Below are 23,224 nucleotides of genomic sequence, written 5' to 3' on the forward strand. Positions count from 1 at the left end.
TGGAGCTACTTCCTACTAAAAATCAGAAAACGCTTAATCTGATGCAGGCGCATCTTCGCTAATTTGCACGGACGTCAACTTAGTGAACCGATGCGCCATGAACGTCCTCCCCTCCCCCAGGCGCGCCAGGCTGGCGCACCTCGCGATGGCCGCCGCGGCCTGTGTCATGCTGCATGGTTGTGGCGGTGGCGACGGCGGCTCCACCAGCACGCAGGCCGGCCCCGGCCCGGCTCCGGTCACGCCCGCGCCCGATGGCGGCGGCCGGCCGGATGTCGCAACGCTCGCCGTGCACGACATCACGCCGCAGTCCGGCGTGCCCGGCACCAGCGTCACCATCAGCGGCGAAGGCTTTACCCGCAGCACCAGCCTGTCCTGGGGCGACAAGCCGCTCGACGGCGTGTTCCAGTCCGCCACGCAGATAACCTTCGTGCTGCCGTCCACGCATGCGGCGGCCGACACCAGCCGAGCGCTGACGTTGCGGCGCGAGGATGGTGCCGAAGCGAGCGGGGCGCAGCCGCTCACCATCGAGGCCGTGCCCGAGCCGGTCGCGCTGAGCATCGCCTCGGCAAGTGTCGGCCAGCTGGTGCGTGTGCGCGGTGCCAACCTGCAGCTGGCCACGCGCATCGCCATCGGCGACCAGTCAGTGGCGGTCAGCGCCACCGCGGCCGACGGCACGTGGCTGGATTTCGTCGTACCGGCGCAGGCGGCGAGCGGCTCCGTCGTGGTGATCGATGCCAAGGACCGCCGCTTCGCGGTGGCGCCGCTGGAGGTAGGCGGCACGGGCCTGGCGGTGAAGATTTCGGACGTGCAGGTCGCGCAGGCCCAGCTGCACTCCGTCAGTGGCGCCGTGCCCAGCCGCTATCTGCGGCTGGTGCCGGGCAAGCCGTTGCTGGTGCGGGTGCGCCTGGAACCCGGCGACGGGGCGCAGACGATCGAGCCGGAGGTGCGCCTGACCGTACGCAACGATGCGCTCGGCACGCGCACCGTGGCCATGAAAGGCCCGCCGAAGCTGGGGGCGCAGGCCGTGGCCGAGGACGACCTGGCCGGCAGCTATACCTACGAGCTGCCGGGAGAGTGGGTGCAGCGAGGGCTGAGGCTCGACGTCGAGGCCAATGAGAAGCGCTTCCCGGGCGTCACCGCACGCTTTGCCTATGAGCCGCCTGCCGGCGTGCTAGGTGTCGGTACCTATATCCGCCTGCACCTGGTGCCGATCCAACCCGATTCCGGCGAGACGGTCGACCTGGATCTCGACACCTTCCAGCGCAATGTGCGCGGGCTCTATCCGCTGTCGGAAGTGGAGTTCATCGTCGAGCCGCCGCTGAAGCAGCCTGGCACACGGCTGAACGACAGCGAGGCGTGGCTCGGGGCTGTCGGCGCCCTGCGCAAGGCCAGCGCGCCGACGGGGAGCGACTTCTATTTCGGCGTGCTGCCCTGCGATGGCTGCACCGGCCTGGGCTGGACGCCCGGCCGTACGGCGGTGGCCTCGCACCGCTGGTACGGCAGAAAAGACTACGCCACGGGCGGTGTGATGATGCATGAGTTGGGCCACAACTTCGGCCGCGAGCACAGCTTTGAAGATGCGGCCTTTCCTTACCACACTATTAGTGCCAATCGTCTCGGCGGTCCTTGGGTGATCAACCTGCTGCGCGACCGCGTCCTCTATGACCCGGCCGAGCAGTATGACGTGATGTCCTACAGCTATCCCAAGACCGTTTCGGACTACACGTATAGCGGCGCCTATGCCTACCTCGAAAAGGCGGCGCCACTGTCCCAGAAGCCTGCGGCGCGCGAAACACGGTCGGCAGACGCCAAGGATGCAGCGGCAAAATCCGCCGACGCGCTCTACATCGCTGGCAGTATCGGCAAGGATGGCGTGGCGGCCACGCTGTCGCCGCTGCTGCGCATGCCGATCGTGCCCGATACCGTGGCGCTCGCTCCGCAGGCGGTCGTGCAGCAGGGAGACCTCGTGGTGGAAATCGACGCGGCCGGCGGCCGCTTCCGCTATCCGGTGCACCCGGTCGGCCTGAGTCACGGCGAGGGGGCGGCAGCGCTTGCCTTCGAGCTGGCCGTGCCGCCCATCGAAGCCATCCGCTCGATCCGGGTCCTGCGCGATGGCAGCCCGCTGCTGACGCGCGACGCCACGCAAGGCGCGCCACGCCCGCTGATGGCCGCGCGGCCGGGGCCGGGGGCCACGTCTACCGACTGGGGCAGCTACCTGCTGCGCGACGGCAAGCTGACGCTGACCTGGGATGCGCGGCGCTGGCCCTGGCTCAGTGTGTGGCAGGACGGTGAGGGCGGCCTCAAGCCGCTCGCGGTGAGCCGCACCGGCGGCAGCCTGGAGGAAGCGCTGCGAGGGCAATCGGTGCGCGGCCTCGTCATCGGTCTGAGCGACGGCCTCAACGGACGGCTCGAACGCATCACGCCGTAAGGGCTCATGGCAGGGTCCACCACGGGCCCGCCATGGGTCCCACATCAGGGTGTCGGCGCAGGCCGGCACCCTGATGCTCTGAATCACAGATTCGCGGACTGAGTCCGCCCTCAGTTCACCGATGGGCCGCGCAATGCGTCACCACGAGGGCTCGCAAGGCCCCAGCCTTCCCGCATATCGTCCCTCGCCTCGCACGACATCCCCGAAAGACTGAGTTCTTCCACGAACCCAAGACGCTGGACACCAGCGGTGGATCGCCCTCCAGCCGGCTTCTCGCTTGTGCAGGCGATATAGGGAAAGGCCCTCGAAGTTCATCGCTCGGTGCGGCAATGGCTCACACAATTCCTCCGAAATTCCGGACGCGTCTGATGTGCATCCCTTGTGCCGCTACCTAATATCGTGGTTGCAAACCGATAGCTTTTCCATCGGTGTCGCACAAGCGCTTTCCTGTTCATTCCTCCAATAGTCCAAGCAAAAACATCATGAAACCACTGCGCAATATCACCTTGAAGAGCCTGAAGCAGCAGAAGGGCCAGGGCATGACCGAGTACATCATCATCGTCGCGCTGATCGCCGTGTCGGCGATCGGCGTGTACTCGCTGTTCGGCCAGACGATCCGTAACCAGACTGCGGGCCTGACCAAGGAAATGTCCGGTCAGAGCGGCGCGGGCGAGATCAGCCAGGCGAAGGCAAACGCAGGCAAGGCTGCGACGAACGCCGAAAAGACGAAGAACCTGGGCAACTACGACCTCGACAACAACGTGGGCGGCGGCAAGTAAGCCAAGCAATCGCTCATATGCATCGTCCTGCCCACCCGGGCAGGGCAGGCCGCGTCGCCCGCTCCCAGGGCGGGCAGACGCTGGCCTTCGCCCTGGCCTTCCTGCTGACCGGTTGCGTGGCCGTCTACGTGGTCTTCCATGCCTTCCAGGGCACGACCGCCAAGATCAAGCTGCAGAACACCGCGGACGCCGCCGCCTACAGCGCAGCGGTGCTGCAGGCGCGCGACTACAACTTCGCCGCGTACACCAACCGTGCCATGGTGGCCAACCAGGTGACCGTCGCGCAGGCCGTCAGCCTGAGGTCTTGGATCGACGACCTGGACAACACCTATACCCGGGACTGGTCCGACCTCGACGCCCTGATCAACCAGTACGCCGACCATCCCGAACAATGGAATTCACCGAAGCGCGCGGGCAAGCAGCAGATCCGGCCGGTGCGCGAAGCCTTTGACGCCCTGATGCCTACCCTGGTCACCGGCGTGGACAAGATCATCCACGCGCTCAGCCTGGCCCAGGCCAACTACCACGCGGCCACCTTCCTGGCCGTGCCGGAAACGGCCGACCTCGTCGCCCGCGAGAACCAGGGCGATACCCACGTCACCGGCGGCTACTTCTCGAGCGCCCGCAATGCCGCGCAGCTGGCCGAGTGGCAGCAGTACACCATCACGCTCGATCCGCAGCAGGGCGGCATCGACGTGCGCGACCGTTTTGCCGAGGTCACCACCGACGGCAAGACGCTGGACGGCTTCATCAAGGACCGCACCGCGCCGCGCAGCATGCCGCCCGGCTACCAGCAGATCGATGACAGCGCCAACCGGGCCTGTGGCTGGAGTTCGACCGCTTCGCGCATCGTCACCCATACTTCGCACAAGGGTGGCACCCAGTTGCGCATGAACCTGAAGGGTTGGGCCGCGATCGATGCCACCACGGCGAGCAGCCGCATCGAATGTGTCTACTTCGGCTACCCGCGCAATGTGTCGTTCGACATGACCACCGGGCGCGGCGGCGCTGCCAACGGCGAACTGCTGCGCGTCAGCGGCGTGGATTCGTACATGGTCATGCCAGTCCCCTTGCCGGCCAACTGGAAGGGCTACGGTGGCTACTACAACTTCAGCGACCATCGCAGCGGCGTGCCCGGCCGCAACGTGCTGGGCGGCATCGCCGACCAGTTCCAGGCCGGGCCCGGCAAGTCGCTCGACGCGGTGCATGGCGGGCTGCAGCCCTATATGGAAGTGCGCGGCAGCGCCGGCTCGCGTCCTGGGCGGGACCTGCCGCCCAACCGTGCGCCGCGTATCACCATCGAGGTCGAACGCAGCGCCGCGTCGCTGGTCAAGACGCCTGGCCTGAACGGTGGCGGACGCATGCGCGTCGAAGACCGCAGCGCCGGCGGCGTGATGCGCTCGCTGGCGAGCGCCAATGCCTATTTCCTCCGGCCCGACGAGCCGGGCCTGGTGGGCAAGGCGGCCGGCATGCTGGTCACGCCGGCGGGATGGCGGCGCGACGATGCCAAGATCGAGTATCCGAACCTTTTCAGCCCCTATTGGCAGGCGACGCTGGCACCGACCAGCGACGCGGAGCGCCAGGCGGCGATCGCCGCGCAGGCCGGCGGGGCACAGGACGACGGGAAGCGCCGATGATCAGGATGCAGAAACCATTGCGCGCCGGCCAGCACGGCCAGGCGATGGCCGAGTTCGTCGTGCTGGCCGTGTTCGTGCTGAGCGTGCTGCTGCTCGCCATCGTCTCGCTGGCCAAGCTCAACGATGTCCGCAACAAGGTGCTGATGGGTTCCCGCTACGCGGCCTGGGAACGGACCCTCTGGATCGACGGCAATTTCAACAAGCCGGAGAGCGGGCCGCCGGCCTGGGAGGATCCCGCGACCGACCAGGGCTGGTACAGCCAGTACGGCCCCAACGCGCTGGCGGCGAGAAAGGACGATATCGAGCTCAAGGCGGAGTTCCTGCGCCGCGTCGTCACGGCCAACGGCGAGCCCCTGCGCAAGACCGACCGCGAGGTGAGCTACTCCCTGCCGAAGAACCTGCAGGCCATGTGGCACGACCACAGCGGCAAGGCGCTGGTCGGCCGCTCGGACGAAGTCCGCGTGGTGTCCGACGTGCGCGATCCCGGCGCGGAAGCGCTGCGGGCGCAGACCGCCGGGCCCTTCGGCTCGGTCAACGACTCCCGCGGCCGCGCCGTCGTTGCGCGCATGAACCTGAGTACCCGCAATCTGCAGCGCGCCGCAGTATCGGTGGATGCCGGCGCACGCAATCCCGCGCTGGTGCGCTTGTGGCCGACCTTCAAGGGGCTGACCTTCACCGACACCACGGTCATGCTGAGCAATACGTGGATGCCGGAGGGCACGGACTCCCACCAGGCACTGTTCGCCCAGGCCGTCCCGGCCAGCCGGGCCAACCTGGTGGAGCCGGGCCAGTACCGGCAACTGGCCATCTATGCCCCTGAAATCGCCGATCTGCAGTTCGGGCGCTTGGCCCCGGACGTGGTGCCTTACGAGCGGGTGAGCCAATGAACGCCATGCAGATGAACGCCATGCAGATGCGTGACATGAAATCGGTCGAAGGGCTGCGGGGCGCATGCCGGCAGGCACTGTTGTCCGCCTGCTTGTTGATGCTGCCGTTCGCGGCGCCGGCTCAAGAGCGCTGCGACAAGCAGCCGGTCGCGCCGGAGCGCATCGAAATGGTCGGGCGCGACATGCTGATCAATGGCCTGGAGAGCACGGTGACCGCCGTGACGCTGCCGGGCTCCTCGCAGGACGTGTCGGCCGCCTTCCGTGACTTCTGGTCGCGGGAAGACGTGCCGGCCAAGGGGCGCAGCCTCGGTGCATCGCTGGCGTTGAGCGCGCTCGACGGAGACTGCTTCTACCTGCTGCAGCTTCCGCGGCAGTCCACGGCCGAGGCGGTGCGGGGCATCCTGAGTGTGACGCGCCTGACCCCTCGCGCGCGCCAGCATCAGATCCGCGCGGAGCAGGTCGCCCTGCCGGCCGGTGGCCGCACCCTGTCCGATATCGAAAGCCGCGATATCCGGCAGACGGGCCGTACCTGGGTGCTGGACGTGCCCGGCCGCGGCAAGGAGGGCATGGAGGCCTACCAGCGCCGGCTGGCCGGCGAGGGCTGGCGCCTGGTTGCGCAGGCACCGGCCTATGCGCTGGATGGCAGCAATGCCGTGAACGGCCATGCGCTGGCCATGCAGCGCGGCAAGGACCGGCTCGACGCGGTGTTCTCCGACGGCGGCGCCTCGAGCCGGGCCGTCGTCAATGTGATCCGGAGTTTTTGAATGACGTTCGTTGCAACCCGATCCGGCGCGCCGCGCCGGCGCACCGGCCATGCAAGGTGCGCGGGACCGCGGGCCCAGGCCGGACAGGCCTATGCCGAGTACATCGTGCTGCTGTCCTGCACCGTGTTCGGCTTCCTGCTGTTCTTTCGTTTCGCCTGGACCGAAGAGGCACTGATCACCGCCCTGAAGTCCTTTTTCCAAGCCTACAGCTTTTCCTTGTCGCTGCCCTGAGCGGGGCAGCCCAGTCTTATGCTTAAAAAAATCAAGATCGGGTCCATCCTTGGCAATCCCTGGGCGTTGCTGCTGTTTGCCGCACTGATCGCCTCAGGTCTGACCTACCTGTCCTACCAGTACCTCGCCGCCCGCGAGGAGCGACTGAAGGAGTCGATGGCGCAGCAGCGCCAGGCCGGCGTCCAGGTCGTGGTGCCGGTGCGCGATATCGAAGCCGGCACCTCGCTGGCGTCGGGCGTGTTCGCCATGCGCGAGATTCCCCCTGACCTGGTCTATGACGACATGGTGCGCGCGGAGGATTTCGCCGCGCTCGAGGCCTCGCAGACGATCAAGCCCGTGCTCCGCGGCAGGCCTCTGCGCCGCGCCGATGTGGAGGCCCTGCGCGGGCGCGACTTCTCCGATCGGCTGGCCCCCGGGCAGCGCGCGGTGACGCTGGAGATCGACACTATCAACTCCACGGCCAAGATGGTCAAGCCCGGCGACCGGGTCGATCTCTACTGGACCGGCACGCCACGTGTCGTGAACAGCGAGGGTGCGAGCCGGGAAGAGCCGCGCATGATCCGCCTGATGCTGTCGAACGTGCTGGTACTGGCGGTCGGCCAGGATGTGCGCCCGCGCGATGCCGGCGAGGCGCTCGACGAGCAGGACGGCCGGCGCCGGACGGACTACGACACGGTTACCGTGCAGATCGCCGTCGAGGACGCGCCCCGCGTGGCGCTGGCGCAGCGTATCGGCGGACTGCGCCTGCTGTTACGCAATGCGGATGAAGAAGGCTTCACCGTTCCCACCGGCCTCAACGAGAGCAACCTGTTCTCGGCGGGTGGGGAAGCCGAGCGCGCGGTGGAGATCATCGCCGGCGGCATGGGACGCCAGATGATGCGCGTGCCGGACGAAGCCGAGCCGGCGCGCCGCACCGGCCCCTCCGCACCCTCCGCGCCATCCACGGCCGCGCCCGCCGCCGCGCCCCAGGCGCCCACCCACAGCCTTGTCGACCAGGCGAACGCCATCGTGCAGCAATTGCAAGAGCGCGCGGCGCCGGGTCAGAACCGATAACGAGTCGCGCTCATGTCATTCGTAGAAAAGAAACCGGTGCGCCAGCCGCGCCGCGGTACCCTGCTGCCGGCGTGCATCGCCGCGGTACTGATCGTCCAGTCGCTGCCCGTGGCCCATGCGGCCGGCAATGCCGGCTGGGTCCAGGCGGTTCCCGCCGCTTTCACGCAGACCTCCGAGGGTGTGCTCGAGATGTTCCGCGGCGAAGCCCGGACGCTGTCCATACCCGGCACCATCAAGCGCATCGCGGTCGGCAACGGCCGCATCCTGTCGGCCAGCGTGGTCGATGGCCGCCTGCTGCTGCTGGGCGATGGGGCGGGCGTGACCTCGCTGATCGTGTGGACGGAGAAGGGGGTCGCCCTGGAGACCAAGGTGCGTGTGGCCAAGGCCAACGTCGAGGAAAACGCGGCCCAGTTGCGCCAGGTGCTCGGCAACATCCCCGGCCTGCGGGTGAGCGCTACCGGCCCCAATATCGTGCTGTCCGGACCGGTGCATCGCGACAAGCTGCCGCTGATCAAGGCGGCGATCGACGGCCTCGAGCACGTGATCGACACCACGACGATCGAGGAAGGCGATGCGCTGAAGAAGACGGTGCACTTCAAGGTGCAGATCGTGGAGATTTCCCGCACCGCACAGAAGAAGCTCGGCATCGCCTGGGATACGCAGATTGCCGGGCCGAACATCGGCGGGCAGGGCCATATCGCCACCGGCATGGCCAGTGCCGCCTTGTCGGGGACCGGCTATTTCCTCGCCGGCATCTCGACGCAGCTCGCTTCCCGCATCAACCTTGCCGTGCTCGACGGCGACGCCTATATCCTGGCCGCCCCCGAGCTCAACGCCAAGAGCGGTGGCGTTGCCACCTTCCTGGCCGGTGGCGAGGTGCCGATCCCGCGCGCCGGCGCGCTCGGCACCATCGATATCCAGTACAAGCCCTACGGCATCAAGCTGGACATCAGCCCGGTGGTCGATTCGAACAACGTGATCTCCGCCAAGCTGCAGACCGAGATCAGCCAGATCGATCCCTCGGTCAGCTACGGCGGCATGCCCGGCTTCCTGACGCGCCGTACCGAATCGGACGTGTCCATCCGAGCGGGCGAGACGCTGGCGATCTCCGGCCTGGTCAGCGCGGATGCATCCGACATGGCGTCCAAGCTGCCCTTCCTGGGCCAGATTCCCATCCTCGGCCGGCTGTTCCGCTCCGACGACTTCCGCGCCAAGAAGAGCGATCTCGTGATCTTCGTCACGCCGTTGATCTCCGATCCATCGCAGCCGGGGCAGGAGCCGAACGCCGGGCTGATGTCGCGCGCCAGCCAGATCGACGAGAACTACCGATCCCGCTATGGCGATCCGAGCCCCTTGTCGGTCATCAAGCCGGACGGCCAGCGTGCCAAGGCGGTGCCCGTGGAGGCGGCGCCCGTGGAAGAGGCCGGGAAGTTCGCGCCAGCGCCGCTTCAGGCCCCCGTGGAGGCACCGGCACCGGCACCGGCACCGGCACCGGCACCGGCGCCGGCCGAACCGGCGGGTACCTCGGCGGGCATTGCCGCTATCAAGCCGCGCTTGCTCGATGGCGCCATGCCGCGGTCGGCAAGCGCGGACGAGGCACGAGTGACTGCTGTGCGCCAGGGGCAGGAGCAGCCGCAGGCGCGTAGCGCCCAGCGGCCTTTGCTGCCGGGGGGCGCCAAGCGCATGCCGCAGCAGGTCGACGTGCTCGGCGGCGGCGCCGTGCCGATGCGCTGACGCTCAGGAGGAAACGGACTATGTTGACTATCCAGGTGAATCGGCGCAATGAGGCGCCGCAGGAGATCGAGTTCGACCAGGCCTGCGTGATCGGTAAGGACGCATCCTGCGACGTCATCGTCAAGGGGCTGCTGGTCGGCCGTGTGCACGCCCGCATCGCATTGGAGAACGGCGCGTACTACATCGAGGACCAGGGCGGCATGGTGGCCACGCTGGTCAACGGCGAGCCGGTGACCCGCTACGGTCCGCTCAATGCCTCGGACACCATCGAGATCGGTACCGCCACTATCCGTGTCCTGCGCTTCTCATCGCGCTCGCACGCCGCGGCCGCCGCGCAGGCTCCAGCCAGCGGGACCGTCGACGCGGTGGCCTATGCCGCGCGGCTGAACGGCGCCGTCCCCGGTCAAGGGGACGCGCCGCAGTTGCCGCGCGACCCCTTTGCCATGCCACGCCCGGCCGATGACCTGCCGGCGCCAGCGCCGGCGGTGGCGCCGAGCGGCGCCACGGCAAGCGTTGCCAAGCCGTCGCCGGCGGTCGCCACCGAGGTGCAGCCGCGCCGACGCGCGACCGCCAGTCCGTCCGCCGAACCGCAGCAGGTAGCGCCGATCAACAGCCCGCTCGGCATTGAACTGCGCAAGCGCGCCCACCAGAAGGTGATCGGCGCGCTCGACCTGCGCCGGCTCAACGTCGCACGCATGGATGAGCGGGAACTGCGCGAAACGGTCGGCGCCACGCTCGACGAGGCACTGGGTGGCGACCCGCGCTTCAAGGTGCCGGAGATCCCTCTGGAGGTGCTGAAGAAGTCAGTGTTCGACGAGATCATCGGACTCGGCCCTTTGGAAGAGCTGTTGGCCGACGACTCCGTGTCGGAAATCATGGTCAACTGCCATGACGAGATCTTCATCGAGCGCTCCGGCAAGCTGCAGCGAACCCCGGTGATATTCACCGACGACCGCGCTGTGGTGGGCGCCATCGAGCGCATCGTCGCGCCGCTGGGGCGGCGCATCGACGAGAGCTCGCCGATGGTCGACGCGCGCCTGGCCGACGGCTCACGCGTCAACGCCGTGATCCCGCCGCTGGCGCTCAAGGGGCCGAACATCACCATCCGGAAGTTCTCCAAGCGCAAGCTGGTCGGCGAGGACCTGATCCGCTTTGGCTCGATGTCACCCGATATGCTCGAGTTCCTCGAGGTGGCGGTCGAGCGACGTGCCAATATCATCATCTCCGGCGGTACCGGCTCGGGCAAGACCACCTTGCTGAACGTGCTGTCCAATTTCATTCCCGATGACGAACGCATCGTCACGGTGGAGGATGCCGCCGAACTGCAGCTCACCCAGCCGAACCTGGTTTCGCTGGAGGCCCGCCCGCCCAATATGGAAGGCAAGGGGGCAGTGCACATCCGCGAACTGGTCAAGAACTGCCTGCGCATGCGCCCGGACCGCATCGTGGTCGGCGAATGCCGCGGCGGCGAGGCGCTGGACATGCTGCAGGCGATGAACACGGGCCACGACGGCTCGCTGACCACCGCGCACGCGAACTCGCCGCGCGACTGCCTGGCCCGTCTCGAAGTCATGACCCTGATGGCCGGGCTCGACCTGCCGGTGACCGCCATCCGCGAGCAGGTCAGCTCCGCCATCGACATCATCGTGCAGCAGACCCGCTTCTCGTGCGGTTCGCGCCGCGTGACGCACATCACCGAGGTCAGCGGCATGGAGTCCGGCGTGATCCTGCTGCAGGATGTCTTCGTGTTCAAGGAAGAGGGCTTCAACCGCGACGGCAAGATCCAGGGCCGCTTCACGCCGACGTCCTACGTGCCGGACTTCTACCAGGATCTCCTGCGTCGCGGCATCCCGGTCAATACGGATATCTTTACCCACACGGGGGAGTGAGGCGCTGCCATGAGTCTGACCGTCGTCCTGCCCGTCATCTTCTGCGGCATCCTGCTGATCGGCTGGATCCTGATCAGCCAGGGCAAGAAGTTATTCACTTCCCGTACCGAGCACGTCGCCGGCGAACTGGCCGCCTCGCTGGCCGACACCTTCGTCTTCGTCAGCCGCCAGAAGGTGCTGGCCTGGACCACCGGGGCGGTGGTCCTGCTGCCGCTCGGCGTCTTCGTCGCCACCGGCAACCTGCTCGCTACCGCGGTGGCCGCGCCGATGGCGTTCATGGTGCCGCGCAAGTACATGGCCTGGATGCGCAAGCGCCGGCTGCAGATGCTGGAGCAGCAGATGCCAGATGCCCTGCTGATGATGGCCGGCGCCATGCGTGCCGGCGCAAGTTTCCCGATCGCGCTGGAGAGCGTGGTGGCGGAAGCGCAGCCGCCCGTTTCCCAGGAGTTCGACCTGCTGCTGCGTGAGCTGCGCCTGGGCGTCGATCTCGGCATCGCCATGCGCAACATGGAGAAGCGCGTGCCGCTGGCGGACTTCATGATGGTCACGGCGGCGATCGCCATCTCGCGCGAGGTCGGCGGCAACCTCGCCGAATCGCTGGAGTCGGTGGCGCGCACCTTGCGCGAGAAGTCGATGATGGAGGGCAAGATCCGCGCCCTCACCGCACAGGGCCGCATGCAGGGCATCGTGATGACCTGCCTGCCCTTGCTGATGATGCTGGTGCTGCGCCACATGGAGCCCGAGGCAATGGTGCCGCTGTTCTCGGAGCCAGTGGGGTGGGCCACGCTCTCGGTCATCGCGGTGATGGAGTTCCTCGGCTACAAGTCGATCACCAAGATCACCCATATCGATGTGTAAGCCATGCTGCTGCTGATCGCCTTTCTTATCGGGGCAGGATCCCTGTCCGCCGTGGTCATTATGTTCCTGTCGATCAAGCGCCTGACCGGCGCGGTCCCGACGGAAGACCGCCTTTACCTCGACCCGCTGCCGCCGATGCTGCGCGCGCTCTGGCCCCTGGTGAATTTCGTCGACCACCATTTCGGCGTCCTCGTGCGTCCTGGCACGCTGAGCCGGATCGAGCAGCAGCTGCGCGTGACGGGCCTGCTCTTCCTGCTGTCGCCGCGCCAGTTCGCCGCGCTGCGCATCCTGTCGACGCTGATCGCCATGATGATGGGCATCCTGCCGATGGTCTTGCTGTCGTCGTTCTCGCCGTGGATCCTGCTCGGCATGGCATTGCTGGGCTGGTATTACCCGCGCATCTGGGTCCACGACATCCGCCGCCGCCACGTTGCCCGCATCCTCAAGCAACTGCCGATCTATCTCGACTTCCTGACCCTGGCGGTGGAGGCCGGCCTCAACCTGAACGGCGCGCTCAAGCATGCGGTGGAGAAGGGGCCGGACGGGCCGCTGCGGCGCGAGTTCGAGCACATGCTGCGCGACCTGAAGTCGGGGCTGTCGCGTACCGAGGCGCTGCGCCGGCTCGACGAGCGGGTCGAGATCCGTGAGATCAGCAACTTCGTCGGCGTGGTCATCCAGGCCGACCGCATGGGTTCCGGCATGGCCGCCGCATTGCGCTTCCAGGCAGACCAGCGTCGCGTGGAGCGCTTCCAGCGTGCGGAGAAGCAAGCCATGGAAGCGCCGGTGAAGCTGGTGTTCCCGCTGCTGGTCTTTATTTTTCCCATTACCTTCATCGTGCTGGCTTTCCCCATCGTGATGAAATTCATGCAGGAGGGATTGCTGTGAAGCTGACCTTGTTGAACGTTGCCGGCCGCAGCACGCCGGTGCTGGTCGAGGTGGCGCAGACCTCGGTCGAGCGCATGGTCGGGCTGCTGGGCCGCGACGGCCTGAGCGACGACGCCGGCCTGCTGCTGCGGCCATGCGGCGCGGTGCATACCTTCGGCATGCGCTTTGCCATCGATGTGGTCTTCCTCGACCGCAAGCAGCAGGTGCTGGAAATCCAGCATGAGGTGCCACCGCGCCGCGCGCTGTTCAAGATACGTGCCCTGCAGGTACTCGAACTGGCAGCAGGCGCGGCGGAGCGGCACCGCATCCGGGTCGGCGATACGCTCGCCTTCGAGGAACGGCAATGCGAGCCAATCTGAGGCCTCCCGCCCGGCAGCACGGGCAGGCCGCGGTCGAGTTCATCGTGATCGCGCCGCTGCTGCTGTTCTTCTGCCTGGGCATCCTCCAGTTCGCGCTGCTCTACCAGGCCAAGGCGACGCTCGACTACGCCACGCTGCAGGCTGCGCGCGAGGGGGCCGTCAACCACGGTTCGCTGGAGAGCATGCGCATCGGCCTGGCGCGCGGCCTGGCGCCGCTGTACGCGCGCGCCGCGGATGCCGACGGCAGCCAGGCCGCCTTCGACAAGGCAAGAGCCGACGTGCGCGCGCACAGCGTGATCACGCTGGTCAGCCCGACGCCTGCCATGCTGCGCGACTTCGGCCAGCCGGTCGGCTACGACGGGAAGACCTTCACCGAGATCGCCAACGATACGCTCTATTACCGCAATACGCGGGCGGGACGGGAATCCGGCGTCAACATCCAGGATGCCAACCTGCTCAAGATCCGCGCCCTGTACTGCTACGACATGTACGTGCCACTGGCCAACAAGGTCTTCTACTACGTGGCCAACGTCATCGGCAATATCGGCAGCGGCGGCATTCTGACGCGCGAACCGGCGGAGCCGGGCGATCCCTACGGCAGGCCCGCCAATCCCGATTCGCCTTGCCTGGTGAAGCTGGAAGACGGCATCGAAACCGGCCGCTGGCCGCTGGCGCTCGAATCGGAGGCGCTGGTGCGGATGCAGTCGCCGTTCCGGGGTGGCAAGTGAGGCCGAAGGTGGGAGGGCAATCGGGACGGCAAGCCTGCGGCGTGCGGCAGCTGTGCGGCGGCCGGCGTCTGCCGCGCTGGGCGCTTGCCGTACTGCTGGCCGCTGCCGCTGCGCAAGGTGCGCACGGTGCGACGACTGGCACACCATCGGGCGCGGTTCAGGTTATCCGCGGTGGCCTGGGCGAGGGCGTCGGGCCCATGCGCGAACCGGAGCCGGACGAGCGGCTGGCGCGGATCGTGGAGATTGGCGCGCAGTCAGCTCCGCGCGGCTTAGCGGGCCCGCCCGCCGTGGCCACGGCCGCGCGCATCGGTCGCCTGGCGCCCATCATCAGCGAGGCCGCGCTCGCCACCGCCGTCGACCCGTCGCTGCTGATGGCCGTGATCGACGTGGAATCGCGCGGCAACCCGCGCGCGTTGTCGCCCAAGGGGGCGACGGGCCTGATGCAGCTGATGCCGGCCACCGGCGCGGAGCACGGCGCGGCCGATCTCTACGATGCGCGGCAGAACGTGATGGCCGGCGCCCGCCACCTGGCCATGCTGCTCAAGCGCTTCGGCAGCCTGCCGCTGGCGCTGGCCGCCTACAACGCCGGCAGCGGGGCCGTGGCACGGCATGGCGGACGGATCCCCCCGTACACCGAGACGCAGGCCTACGTGCCGATGGTGATGGAGCGCTATGCGTTCTATGACCGCATGAACCTGCGGGCCAGGTAGCCGTCGTCCGGCGGCGGCCTGTCGGCGCATCGTCTTGGGAATCCGGCCTGCGCCGGTCTTCCTTCCGCCCGCCGCCAGCGCACCGTTTCCTCTCGTCTTCCCCCTCGCTCTCCCTTTCCCTTCTCCTCATCCTTTTCCGAGCGCCTGCTTCCGCGGATTCGTAGCGGTCTGATGGTTCCCTTCGCCGCGAGGGGCTGGGAAAAGGCGCCGAGGCGCTCGGATCGCGGGCTTCGCATGCCTTGCAGGCCGCGGCTGGACAGCAGGTATGCCCAGGCGCCGGTGCTGCGGCAAATCTCCGTCGGTACCGGTCTTTTCGTAAGACGCTTCGCAGCGAAATCCTCTGCACTTTCAGACTCGTCCAATGCCTTTCCAGCGAGGCTTTCGCTATCGTTTTCATGCCTTGAAGTGGCACTTCCACACGCCGCAGTTCTATTTTCCAAGGCCGACGCAACGATCTCATGCAATGCAATTCGGCCGTTCAGATTAGGGAAGAAACACCTTGAACAAGTCATACAAGATCATCTGGAGCGAAGCCCAGAACGGATGGGCCGTGGCCTCCGAAATCACGGCCGGGCGCGGCAAATGCAAGGGTGGCCGCGCGGCCGTCAGGCGCAGCCGCGCCGCCGGGCTCGCCGCAGGCGGACTGATGCTGGCGGCGGGGAGCGCGCAGGCGGCGCCCGCAAGCGATCAGTTGATCCAGATCCGGCCCGGTCTCGATGCCGGTGCGAGTTCCGTCAAGCCTGCGCAGGCCAGGGATCCCGGCGACATGGCCATCGGCGCCAGTTCCGTCGCACAAAGCTCGACGCCGAGCGGGAGCGGCGATCCCAACTTCTGGCACGCAGCCACCGCGGTCGGCTATGGCTCCCATGCGATCGGAGACCGCACCTCGGCCTTCGGCCTGCAGGCAGACGCCAGCGCGGAGCACGCCACCTCCATCGGTGCGCAGTCCAAGGCCGTCGGCAAGACCTCCACCGCGCTTGGCGCGCGGGCTCAGGCCAGCGGTGACAGCGCAATCGCAGCGGGCGCGGATGCGCGCGCCAGCGGCTACCGGAGCGTAAGCATCGGCACGCGCTCGTCGGCGACCGCAGACAGTACCTTGTCGCTCGGCAACGATGCCGCCGCGCTGGCGGCCTACAGTGCCGCCATGGGCAACCAGGCTACCGCTACCGGGCGCAACAGTGTGGCGCTCGGCGCCAAGTCCGTGGCGGACCGTGCCGATACCATTTCGGTCGGCACCGACAGCTACAAGCGGCAGATCACCAACGTCAAGGCGGGCGTGCAAGAAACCGACGCCGTCAACGTCGCCCAGCTCAGCGAGGTCGCTGTGCTGGCCGCGCAGGGCAACCGCTACTTCAAGGCGCAGGGTCTCAGCGACGGCTCCGACGACGCCCAGGCCAGCGCCCTGCGCGCCGTGGCCATCGGCGCCGGTGCGCACGCCAACGCCACGAACACCGTCGCGCTCGGCGCCGGGTCCGTAGCCGACCGCGACAACAGCGTATCGGTGGGCACCCAAGGACAGCAGCGCCAGATCACCAACCTGGCGGCGGGGTCCTCGCGCACCGACGCCGTCAACGTCGGCCAGCTGAACGATGCCATCCAGAATGTCACCGGCGGCGGCAACAATTCGATTGCCGATGCGGTCATGTACGACGACGCGGCCAGCCATGCCAGCGTCACCCTGAAGCGCAACGGCGGCGGCAGCGTGGCCCTGCGCAATATCGCTGCCGGCACTGCCGATACCGATGCGGTGAACCTGAAGCAGCTCACCGATGCCGGCCTGAAAGTGGACGGCAACGGTAACGTCAAGGGTGCGTTCGTCGCCTACGACAGCGAAACCAAGGACCTGGTGACGCTGGCCGGCGCCAAGGGCGGCACCACCATCACCAACCTGAAAGCCGGCAAGGCCGATCTCGATGCGGTCAACATCAGGCAACTGAAGGACGCCGGCCTGCTCACCGAGGACCCGGTGACCGGCGACCAGGTCGGGCTGGCCGTGTCCTACGACAACGGCAATCGCGACGACATCACGCTCAAGGGCAAGACCGGCACCATCATCCACAACGTGGCCTCAGGCAAGGCGCAGCACGATGCGGTCAACGTGCTGCAGATGCAGCAGGCGGGCGTTCTCGGTGACGATGGCGTGGCCAACCAGGTGGTGCTGTTCAACGGCGCCAACGGCGAAGCCAATGCCGCCGGCAAGAAGCTGATCAACCTGAGCAAGGGCGAGTCCGACACCGACGCCGTCACCGTCAAGCAGCTCAAGGATGCTGTCGCCAGCGGCATGGTCGAACCCACCAAGCTCGACTTCCTTGCCGTCAACAGCAAGGGAGGCAGTCCGGTGGCAGTGGCCAAGGGCTACGACGGCATCGCCCTCGGCACTGACGCCCAGGTGGCCGAACGCGCTACCAACGGCATCGCCATCGGCGCTGGCGCCTCCGCGGATGGGAGCAATTCCGTCGCCCTCGGCGCAGGCGCCAATACTGCCGGCCGCCAGAACGTGGTATCGGTGGGTTCCATCACCACGTCGACCAATCCTTCTATTCCGCCGGTGGAAGATACGCGCCAGATCATCCACGTGGCCGCCGGCACCCAGGCTACCGACGCCGTCAACGTCTCGCAGCTCACCGGCGTGACCCAAGCGCTCGGCGGCGGCGCCGGCATCGACAGCGCCACCGGCAAGCTCAACGCGCCCAAGTACACCATCGGCGGCAAGGACTACAGCAACGTCGGCGACGCGCTGCAGGCAGCCAGCACGGCGGGCGGCGCCAATCCGCTGGCCGTCAGCTACGACGACGACACCAAGGCCAAGATCACGCTGAACAGCGGCGGTTCCGCCGCCGCCATCACCAATGTCGCGAATGGCCGCAGCGCATCGGATGCCGTCAACCTGGCCCAGCTCAAGGACACCGTGTCCACGCTGGGCGGCGGCGCCACCATTGACGCCGAAGGCAAGGTCAAGGCACCCACCTATACGGTGAAGGGGCTGGATGGCAAGGATGGCACTTACAGCGACGTGGGTTCGGCGGTTGATGCGCTCAATGCGAATATGAGCAATATTGCGCCGAACTTGAAGTATATGAAGTTCGGGGTTTCCGACGCAGCGCAGGCGCAGGCCAGCGGTACCGATGCGGTGGCGATCGGCGGTAATGCGTTTGCCATGGGCGAGCACGCCAGTGCCATTGGCCGCAATGCGCGTGCGCAAGGGGATGATGCCGTAGCGATCGGCTATCGCGCGAACGCCTCGGCGGATCGGGCAACGGCCATCGGCATCGGTTCGGTGGCTGTGCAGACGGGGTCCGTGGCGCTCGGCGCCAATTCCGTGGCGGACCAGGTCAACGTTGTCTCAGTCGGCAGTTCTTCGAACGCACGCCGCATCATTAACGTTGCGGATGGCGTAGGCGAAAACGATGCGGTGAACCTCGGGCAGGTCAATAGTCTGCTGAAAGGTATCAAGCCTAATCCGGAAAACTACTCGACTCTGTCGGCGGAGACTAGGGCCGCACTTCCCCCGCTGGACAAGCTCATTGCGATCGGAAGCACAAACAAACTCGAAGGGACTGAGGCTCAAGGCGCCGAGGCACTGGCGATTGGTCTGAATGCCAAGGCCACTGCCGACAGCGCAGTCGCCATCGGTTCGAACGTGACCTCAGGGCAGGCGGGCAGCGTCGGCATCGGTCAGAACGTCTCGACGGGTGGCACGAACTCTATCGCGATCGGCAGCGTTGCCACCTCGGCTGGAAAAAGCGCCGTGAGTATCGGCTATCGGGCCAGTATCGATGGAGACAGTTCGGTCGGCATCGGCGATACCGTCGCGATTGCAGGTGATAAGAACGTCGCAATCGGATCGCGCATTGCAGGCACCGCTACGAACAGCATCATCCTCGGCGATTCCAGCGATGCGAATGTGAGCAATGTGATGTCGATCGGAGCCAAGGGCAACGAGCGCCGCATCATTCACGTCGCAAAGGGTACCGGGGGCACAGATGCTGTCAACGTCGATCAACTCAATGAGGCGATCAAGTCGGTCCCGACCAATGCGCTAGCGGTATCGTATGACGATGACAAGAAGTCGAAGATCACGTTCAACAAGGGCGGTGAGGCGACGACGCTGACCAATGTTGCCACGGCCAAGAACGATACCGATGCGGTGAACCTGAAGCTGCTGAAGGATGCGGGCATGGACTTCGGCAACAATGGCGAAGTCAAGGGTGGGGTCGTGACCTATGACGACAGCACCAAGACCAAGGTCACCTTCAACAGTGGCGGCTCCGCTACGACGCTGAGCAATGTGGCGGCTGGCGTGTCGGAAAACGACGCGGTCAACGTCAAGCAACTGACAGACGCGGGCCTGGACGTCGGCACGGGCGGCAAGGTGAACAACAAGGTGGTCACCTACGACGACAGCACCCAGACCAAGGTGACGTTGGGCGGTAAGGATGCCACGACGGCAGTCCAGTTGACTAACGTTGCCACGGCCAAGAACGACAGCGATGCGGTGAACCTGAAGCTGCTGAAGGATGCGGGCATGGACTTCGGCAGCAATGGCGAAGTCAAGGGCGGGGTCGTGACCTATGACGACAGCACCAAGACCAAGGTCACCTTCAACAGTGGCGGCTCCGCTACGACGCTGAGCAATGTGGCGGCTGGCGTGTCGGAAAACGACGCGGTCAACGTCAAGCAACTGACAGACGCGGGCCTGGACGTCGGCACGGGCGGCAAGGTGAACAACAAGGTGGTCACCTACGACGACAGCACCCAGACCAAGGTGACGTTGGGCGGTAAGGATGCCACGACGGCAGTCCAGTTGACTAACGTTGCCACGGCCAAGAACGACAGCGATGCGGTGAACCTGAAGCTGCTGAAGGATGCGGGCATGGACTTCGGCAGCAATGGCGAAGTCAAGGGCGGGGTCGTGACCTATGACGACAGCACCAAGACCAAGGTGACGTTCAATAAGGGCGGCTCCGCTACGACGCTGAGCAATGTGGCCAAGGGCGTGGACGGTAGTGATGCGGTCAACGTCGACCAACTCAATGACGCGATCAAGTCCGCGCCGGGCAGCGCACTGTCCGTGGCCTACGATGACAGCAACAAGACCAAGGTGACGCTCAACAAGGGGGGGGCGGCGACGACGCTGACCAATGTGGCGGCTGCCAAGGCTGACAGCGATGCGGTGAACCTGAAGCTGCTGAAGGATGCCGGTATGGACTTTGGCAGCAATGGTGAAGTCAAGGGCGGGGTCGTGACCTATGACGACAGCACCAAGACCAAGGTCACCTTCAACAGTGGCGGCTCCGCTACAACGCTGAGCAACGTCGCCGCAGGCTCCCTTGACAACGACGCGGTCAACCTGAAGCAGCTCAACACCGGTATGGGACACGTTGCCGCCGCGCTGGGAGGTGGTGCCGCGGCCGACGGCAAGGGCGGACTGTCGTCGCCCTCCTATATCATCAACGACGCGAATGGCAATGCCCACACCTATCAGGACGTCGGATCGGCCCTGTCGGCGGTGACCGAAAGCATGCAGGGCATCGCGCCGAACCTGAAGTACATGAAGTTCGGTCCTTCGGACGCCGCGCAGGCGCAGGCCACCGGAACGGATGCGGTCGCCATTGGCGGTAACGCATTCGCTATGGGTAATCAGGCGCTTTCGGTTGGCCGCAATGCGCGTAGCCAGGGCGATCAGGCAATGGCGATGGGCTACCGTGCCAACGCCAGCGGGGATCGTGCTCTAGCTCTTGGCTACGGAGCAGTGGCAGCGCAGGACGATGCCATCGCAGTCGGCTTTGGCTCTGTAGCCATGGAGAAGAATACCTTTGCCGTTGGGGGCACCAGCAATCTCCGTCGTATAGTCAACGTCGCGGAGGGCACTGGTGATACCGACGCGGTCAATCTCGGACAGGTCAACAGGCTGCTGGCCGATTTGAACACGGCACCAGCGAAGGAGTCGCGCATGCTGAGTGCGGAGTCCTCGGCTAAACCAGAGCAACTGATCATGGCTGGACCGACCAATAAGCAGAATGAGACGTCGGCGACGCACAGGGACACCATTGCAGTTGGACTTAGCGCACGAGCCAATGCGGAAGAGGCCGCCGCATTTGGCTACAGCGTGTCGGTCGGCGGCAAGGGATCTGTCGGCGTCGGCAGCAAACTCGCAGTTGACGGCACCAATTCGGTGGTGATCGGGCAAGGAGGCTCCTCCTCGGCTGATGAGGTCGTGGCAATTGGTGCCAAGGCGGCAGGAAATGCAGTGCGTTCGGTCGTTATCGGTTACAACTCTTCCACTCGGGACACGGCAACGGATACCGTCCTGATCGGCAGTAACCTGATTAACGCCGAAGGCAAGAACAGTGTCGTCCTCGGCGCCAACAGCAATGGCGCGCTTGACAACGTCATCTCCGTCGGCGCCAAGGGCAACGAACGCCGCATGGTCTTCCTCGCCGCCGGTACCGGTGACACCGACGCCGTCAACGTCTCGCAGCTCAAGGGCGTGACCAAGGCCCTCGGCGGCGGTGCCGAACTGAATGCGGACGGCAGCGTCAAGTCGCCGACCTACAACATCGGCGGCAAGACCTACACGGACGTGGGCTCGGCACTGGCGGCGGCGGCCAACAGCGGCGGTAGCGGCGGTGGCGGCACGGACCCGTTGTCGGTTCTCTATGACAACGACCAGCGCACCACGCTGACCCTGAACAAGGGCGGCAGTGCCACCACGCTGACCAACGTGGCCGCCGGCAAGGCCGACAGCGACGCCGTCAACATGAAGCAGCTCAAGGACCTCGGCGTCACGATCGACGGCGATGGCAATGCGACCAATGCCTTCGTCGCCTACGACGACGCGAGCAAGGAGCACGTGACGTTCAACAAGGGCGGCAAGGCCTCCGTGTTGTCGAACGTGGCCGCCGGCCGCTCGGATGGCGATGCGGTCAACCTGAAGCAGCTGACGGATGCTGGCCTGACGTTTGACGACACCGGCAAGTCGACCAATACCTTTGTCGCCTACGACGACAAGGGCAAGGGTTCGGTGACCTTCAACAAGGGCGGCGATGCGACCAAGCTGAAGAACGTTTCCGCCGGCAAGGACGAGACGGACGCGGTCAACGTCAAGCAGATGAACGACGCCATCCGCGCCAGCGCCGGCACCGGCGATCCGCTCGGTGTGATGTACGACGACGACACCAAGGAGGCGCTCACCCTGGCCGGTACCAAGGGCAAGGGCACCAAGATCCGCAATCTTGCGGCTGGCACGGAAGATACCGATGCAATCAACCTGAAGCAGCTGAAGGATGCCGGTCTGTTGGGCACCGATGGCAAGACCAGCCTGGCGGTGACCTACTCGGATGATAAGAGGCAAGCCGTCTACTTCGGCAACCTCGGCGGCGCTCCGGTCCTGCTGAGCAATGTCGCCGATGGCAAGATCTCCGAAGGCAGCACGCAGGCCGTGAATGGTGGCCAGCTCTTCTCGCTGACGAAGCGGGTGGACACGCTGGAGTCGATCACGGGCGGCGGCAATGGCGGCGGCACTGGCGGCGGTAACGGCGGTGGCACCGGCGGCGGCACCGGCGGTGGCAGCAGCGGTACCGGCAGCAACGGGCTGTTCGCCGCACACGGCGATGCCAGCACCGAAGGCGCGGTGGCCACGGGTACCCACTCGACGGCCTCCGGCGCCAACGCCAACGCCACGGGTATGCACGCCACGGCGACCGGTGCGAACTCGGTGGCCAGCGCCACCAAGTCGACGGCGATCGGCCATGGCTCGACCGCCAAGGCGGAGAATTCGGTGGCGATCGGTGCCGGCGCCGTGGCTGACCGTGCCAACACCGTCTCCTTCGGTTCGGCAGGCAACGAGCGGGAGCTGACCAATATCGCCAGCGTCGACCCGACCGTGGCTGCCAACGCGATGAGCGCGGTGAACGCGACGACGATGAATAGCGCGATCGCCCGCAGCGCGGCCGATACGCTGCAGTCGGCCAATCAGTACACGGACCAGGCCGTCAGCGGTCTCAATACCCGCATCGACGGGATGGACCGCACGCTGAGCCGTGGTATCGCTGCGGCTGCCGCGCTGAACAACGTCACGCCTTACCTGCCGGGCCGGACTTCGCTCAACGCTGGCATCGCGGCTTACCGCGGCCATCCGGCGGTGGCGATCACGGTCTCGCGCTGGAACAGCAAGGGGAACATCAACCTGAACGCAGGCGTGTCCTCGGCTGGCGGCAACAGCACCATCGTGCGCGCTGGTGTCGGCGTGGTCTTCGGCCAGTGATCCTCGGTAGAGGTCG

15 protein-coding genes are annotated in these 23,224 nt (G+C 66.4%); all 15 read left to right on the plus strand.

The features are described from left to right. The first annotated feature begins 97 nt into the window (after positions 1-97). Positions 98-2,428 (plus strand): IPT/TIG domain-containing protein, encoded by a 2,331-nt coding sequence (locus BKK80_RS04495; protein WP_084545471.1) that lies wholly within the window; start codon positions 98-100, stop codon positions 2,426-2,428. 482 nt (positions 2,429-2,910) lie between these two features. Then, positions 2,911-3,207 carry a Flp family type IVb pilin gene (locus BKK80_RS04500; RefSeq protein WP_157903154.1) on the plus strand — a complete coding sequence of 99 codons (297 nt, stop codon included), beginning with the start codon at positions 2,911-2,913 and terminating at the stop codon, positions 3,205-3,207. Between the two features lie 17 nt (positions 3,208-3,224). Then, positions 3,225-4,844 (plus strand): hypothetical protein, encoded by a 1,620-nt coding sequence (locus BKK80_RS04505; RefSeq protein WP_071068637.1) that lies wholly within the window; start codon positions 3,225-3,227, stop codon positions 4,842-4,844. Further along, positions 4,841-5,731: a hypothetical protein gene (locus BKK80_RS04510; RefSeq protein ID WP_071068638.1), complete on the plus strand. Its 891-nt coding sequence runs from the start codon at positions 4,841-4,843 to the stop codon at positions 5,729-5,731. The genes BKK80_RS04505 and BKK80_RS04510 overlap by 4 nt, the downstream gene beginning before the upstream one ends. Then, a complete protein-coding gene (locus tag BKK80_RS04515; RefSeq protein WP_083383941.1) occupies positions 5,728-6,495 on the plus strand; it encodes a hypothetical protein in 768 nt (255 codons plus the stop codon). The genes BKK80_RS04510 and BKK80_RS04515 overlap by 4 nt, the downstream gene beginning before the upstream one ends. After that, entirely contained in the window at positions 6,496-6,726 is a 231-nt protein-coding gene (locus BKK80_RS04520; RefSeq protein WP_071011137.1) for a hypothetical protein, read from the plus strand. A gap of 18 nt (positions 6,727-6,744) precedes the next feature. Next, on the plus strand, positions 6,745-7,779 hold the full coding sequence (gene cpaB, locus BKK80_RS04525) for a Flp pilus assembly protein CpaB (RefSeq protein ID WP_071011139.1): 1,035 nt from the start codon (positions 6,745-6,747) through the stop codon (positions 7,777-7,779). A 12-nt stretch (positions 7,780-7,791) separates the two neighbouring features. Beyond that, complete coding sequence (locus BKK80_RS04530) at positions 7,792-9,513, plus strand: type II and III secretion system protein family protein (RefSeq protein ID WP_071068639.1); 1,722 nt, start codon at positions 7,792-7,794, stop codon at positions 9,511-9,513. A gap of 20 nt (positions 9,514-9,533) precedes the next feature. Beyond that, positions 9,534-11,402: an ATPase, T2SS/T4P/T4SS family gene (locus BKK80_RS04535; protein ID WP_071068640.1), complete on the plus strand. Its 1,869-nt coding sequence runs from the start codon at positions 9,534-9,536 to the stop codon at positions 11,400-11,402. Between the two features lie 9 nt (positions 11,403-11,411). After that, the gene (locus BKK80_RS04540) at positions 11,412-12,260 is read left to right on the plus strand and encodes a type II secretion system F family protein (RefSeq protein ID WP_071011144.1); all 849 of its coding nucleotides are present in this window, start codon (positions 11,412-11,414) and stop codon (positions 12,258-12,260) included. Between the two features lie 3 nt (positions 12,261-12,263). After that, on the plus strand, positions 12,264-13,145 hold the full coding sequence (locus BKK80_RS04545) for a type II secretion system F family protein (RefSeq protein ID WP_071011146.1): 882 nt from the start codon (positions 12,264-12,266) through the stop codon (positions 13,143-13,145). Beyond that, complete coding sequence (locus BKK80_RS04550; RefSeq protein ID WP_071011148.1) at positions 13,142-13,504, plus strand: DUF192 domain-containing protein; 363 nt, start codon at positions 13,142-13,144, stop codon at positions 13,502-13,504. The genes BKK80_RS04545 and BKK80_RS04550 overlap by 4 nt, the downstream gene beginning before the upstream one ends. Then, positions 13,489-14,232 (plus strand): TadE family protein, encoded by a 744-nt coding sequence (locus BKK80_RS04555; RefSeq protein WP_071011149.1) that lies wholly within the window; start codon positions 13,489-13,491, stop codon positions 14,230-14,232. The genes BKK80_RS04550 and BKK80_RS04555 overlap by 16 nt, the downstream gene beginning before the upstream one ends. 197 nt (positions 14,233-14,429) lie before the next feature. After that, on the plus strand, positions 14,430-14,942 hold the full coding sequence (locus BKK80_RS04560) for a lytic transglycosylase domain-containing protein (RefSeq protein WP_071037482.1): 513 nt from the start codon (positions 14,430-14,432) through the stop codon (positions 14,940-14,942). Positions 14,943-15,441: 499 nt separating this feature from the next. Beyond that, positions 15,442-23,208: an ESPR-type extended signal peptide-containing protein gene (locus BKK80_RS04565; RefSeq protein WP_071068641.1), complete on the plus strand. Its 7,767-nt coding sequence runs from the start codon at positions 15,442-15,444 to the stop codon at positions 23,206-23,208. Positions 23,209-23,224 lie beyond the last annotated feature (16 nt).

The organism is Cupriavidus malaysiensis (assembly GCF_001854325.1).
In the GTDB taxonomy this organism is placed as follows: domain Bacteria; phylum Pseudomonadota; class Gammaproteobacteria; order Burkholderiales; family Burkholderiaceae; genus Cupriavidus; species Cupriavidus malaysiensis.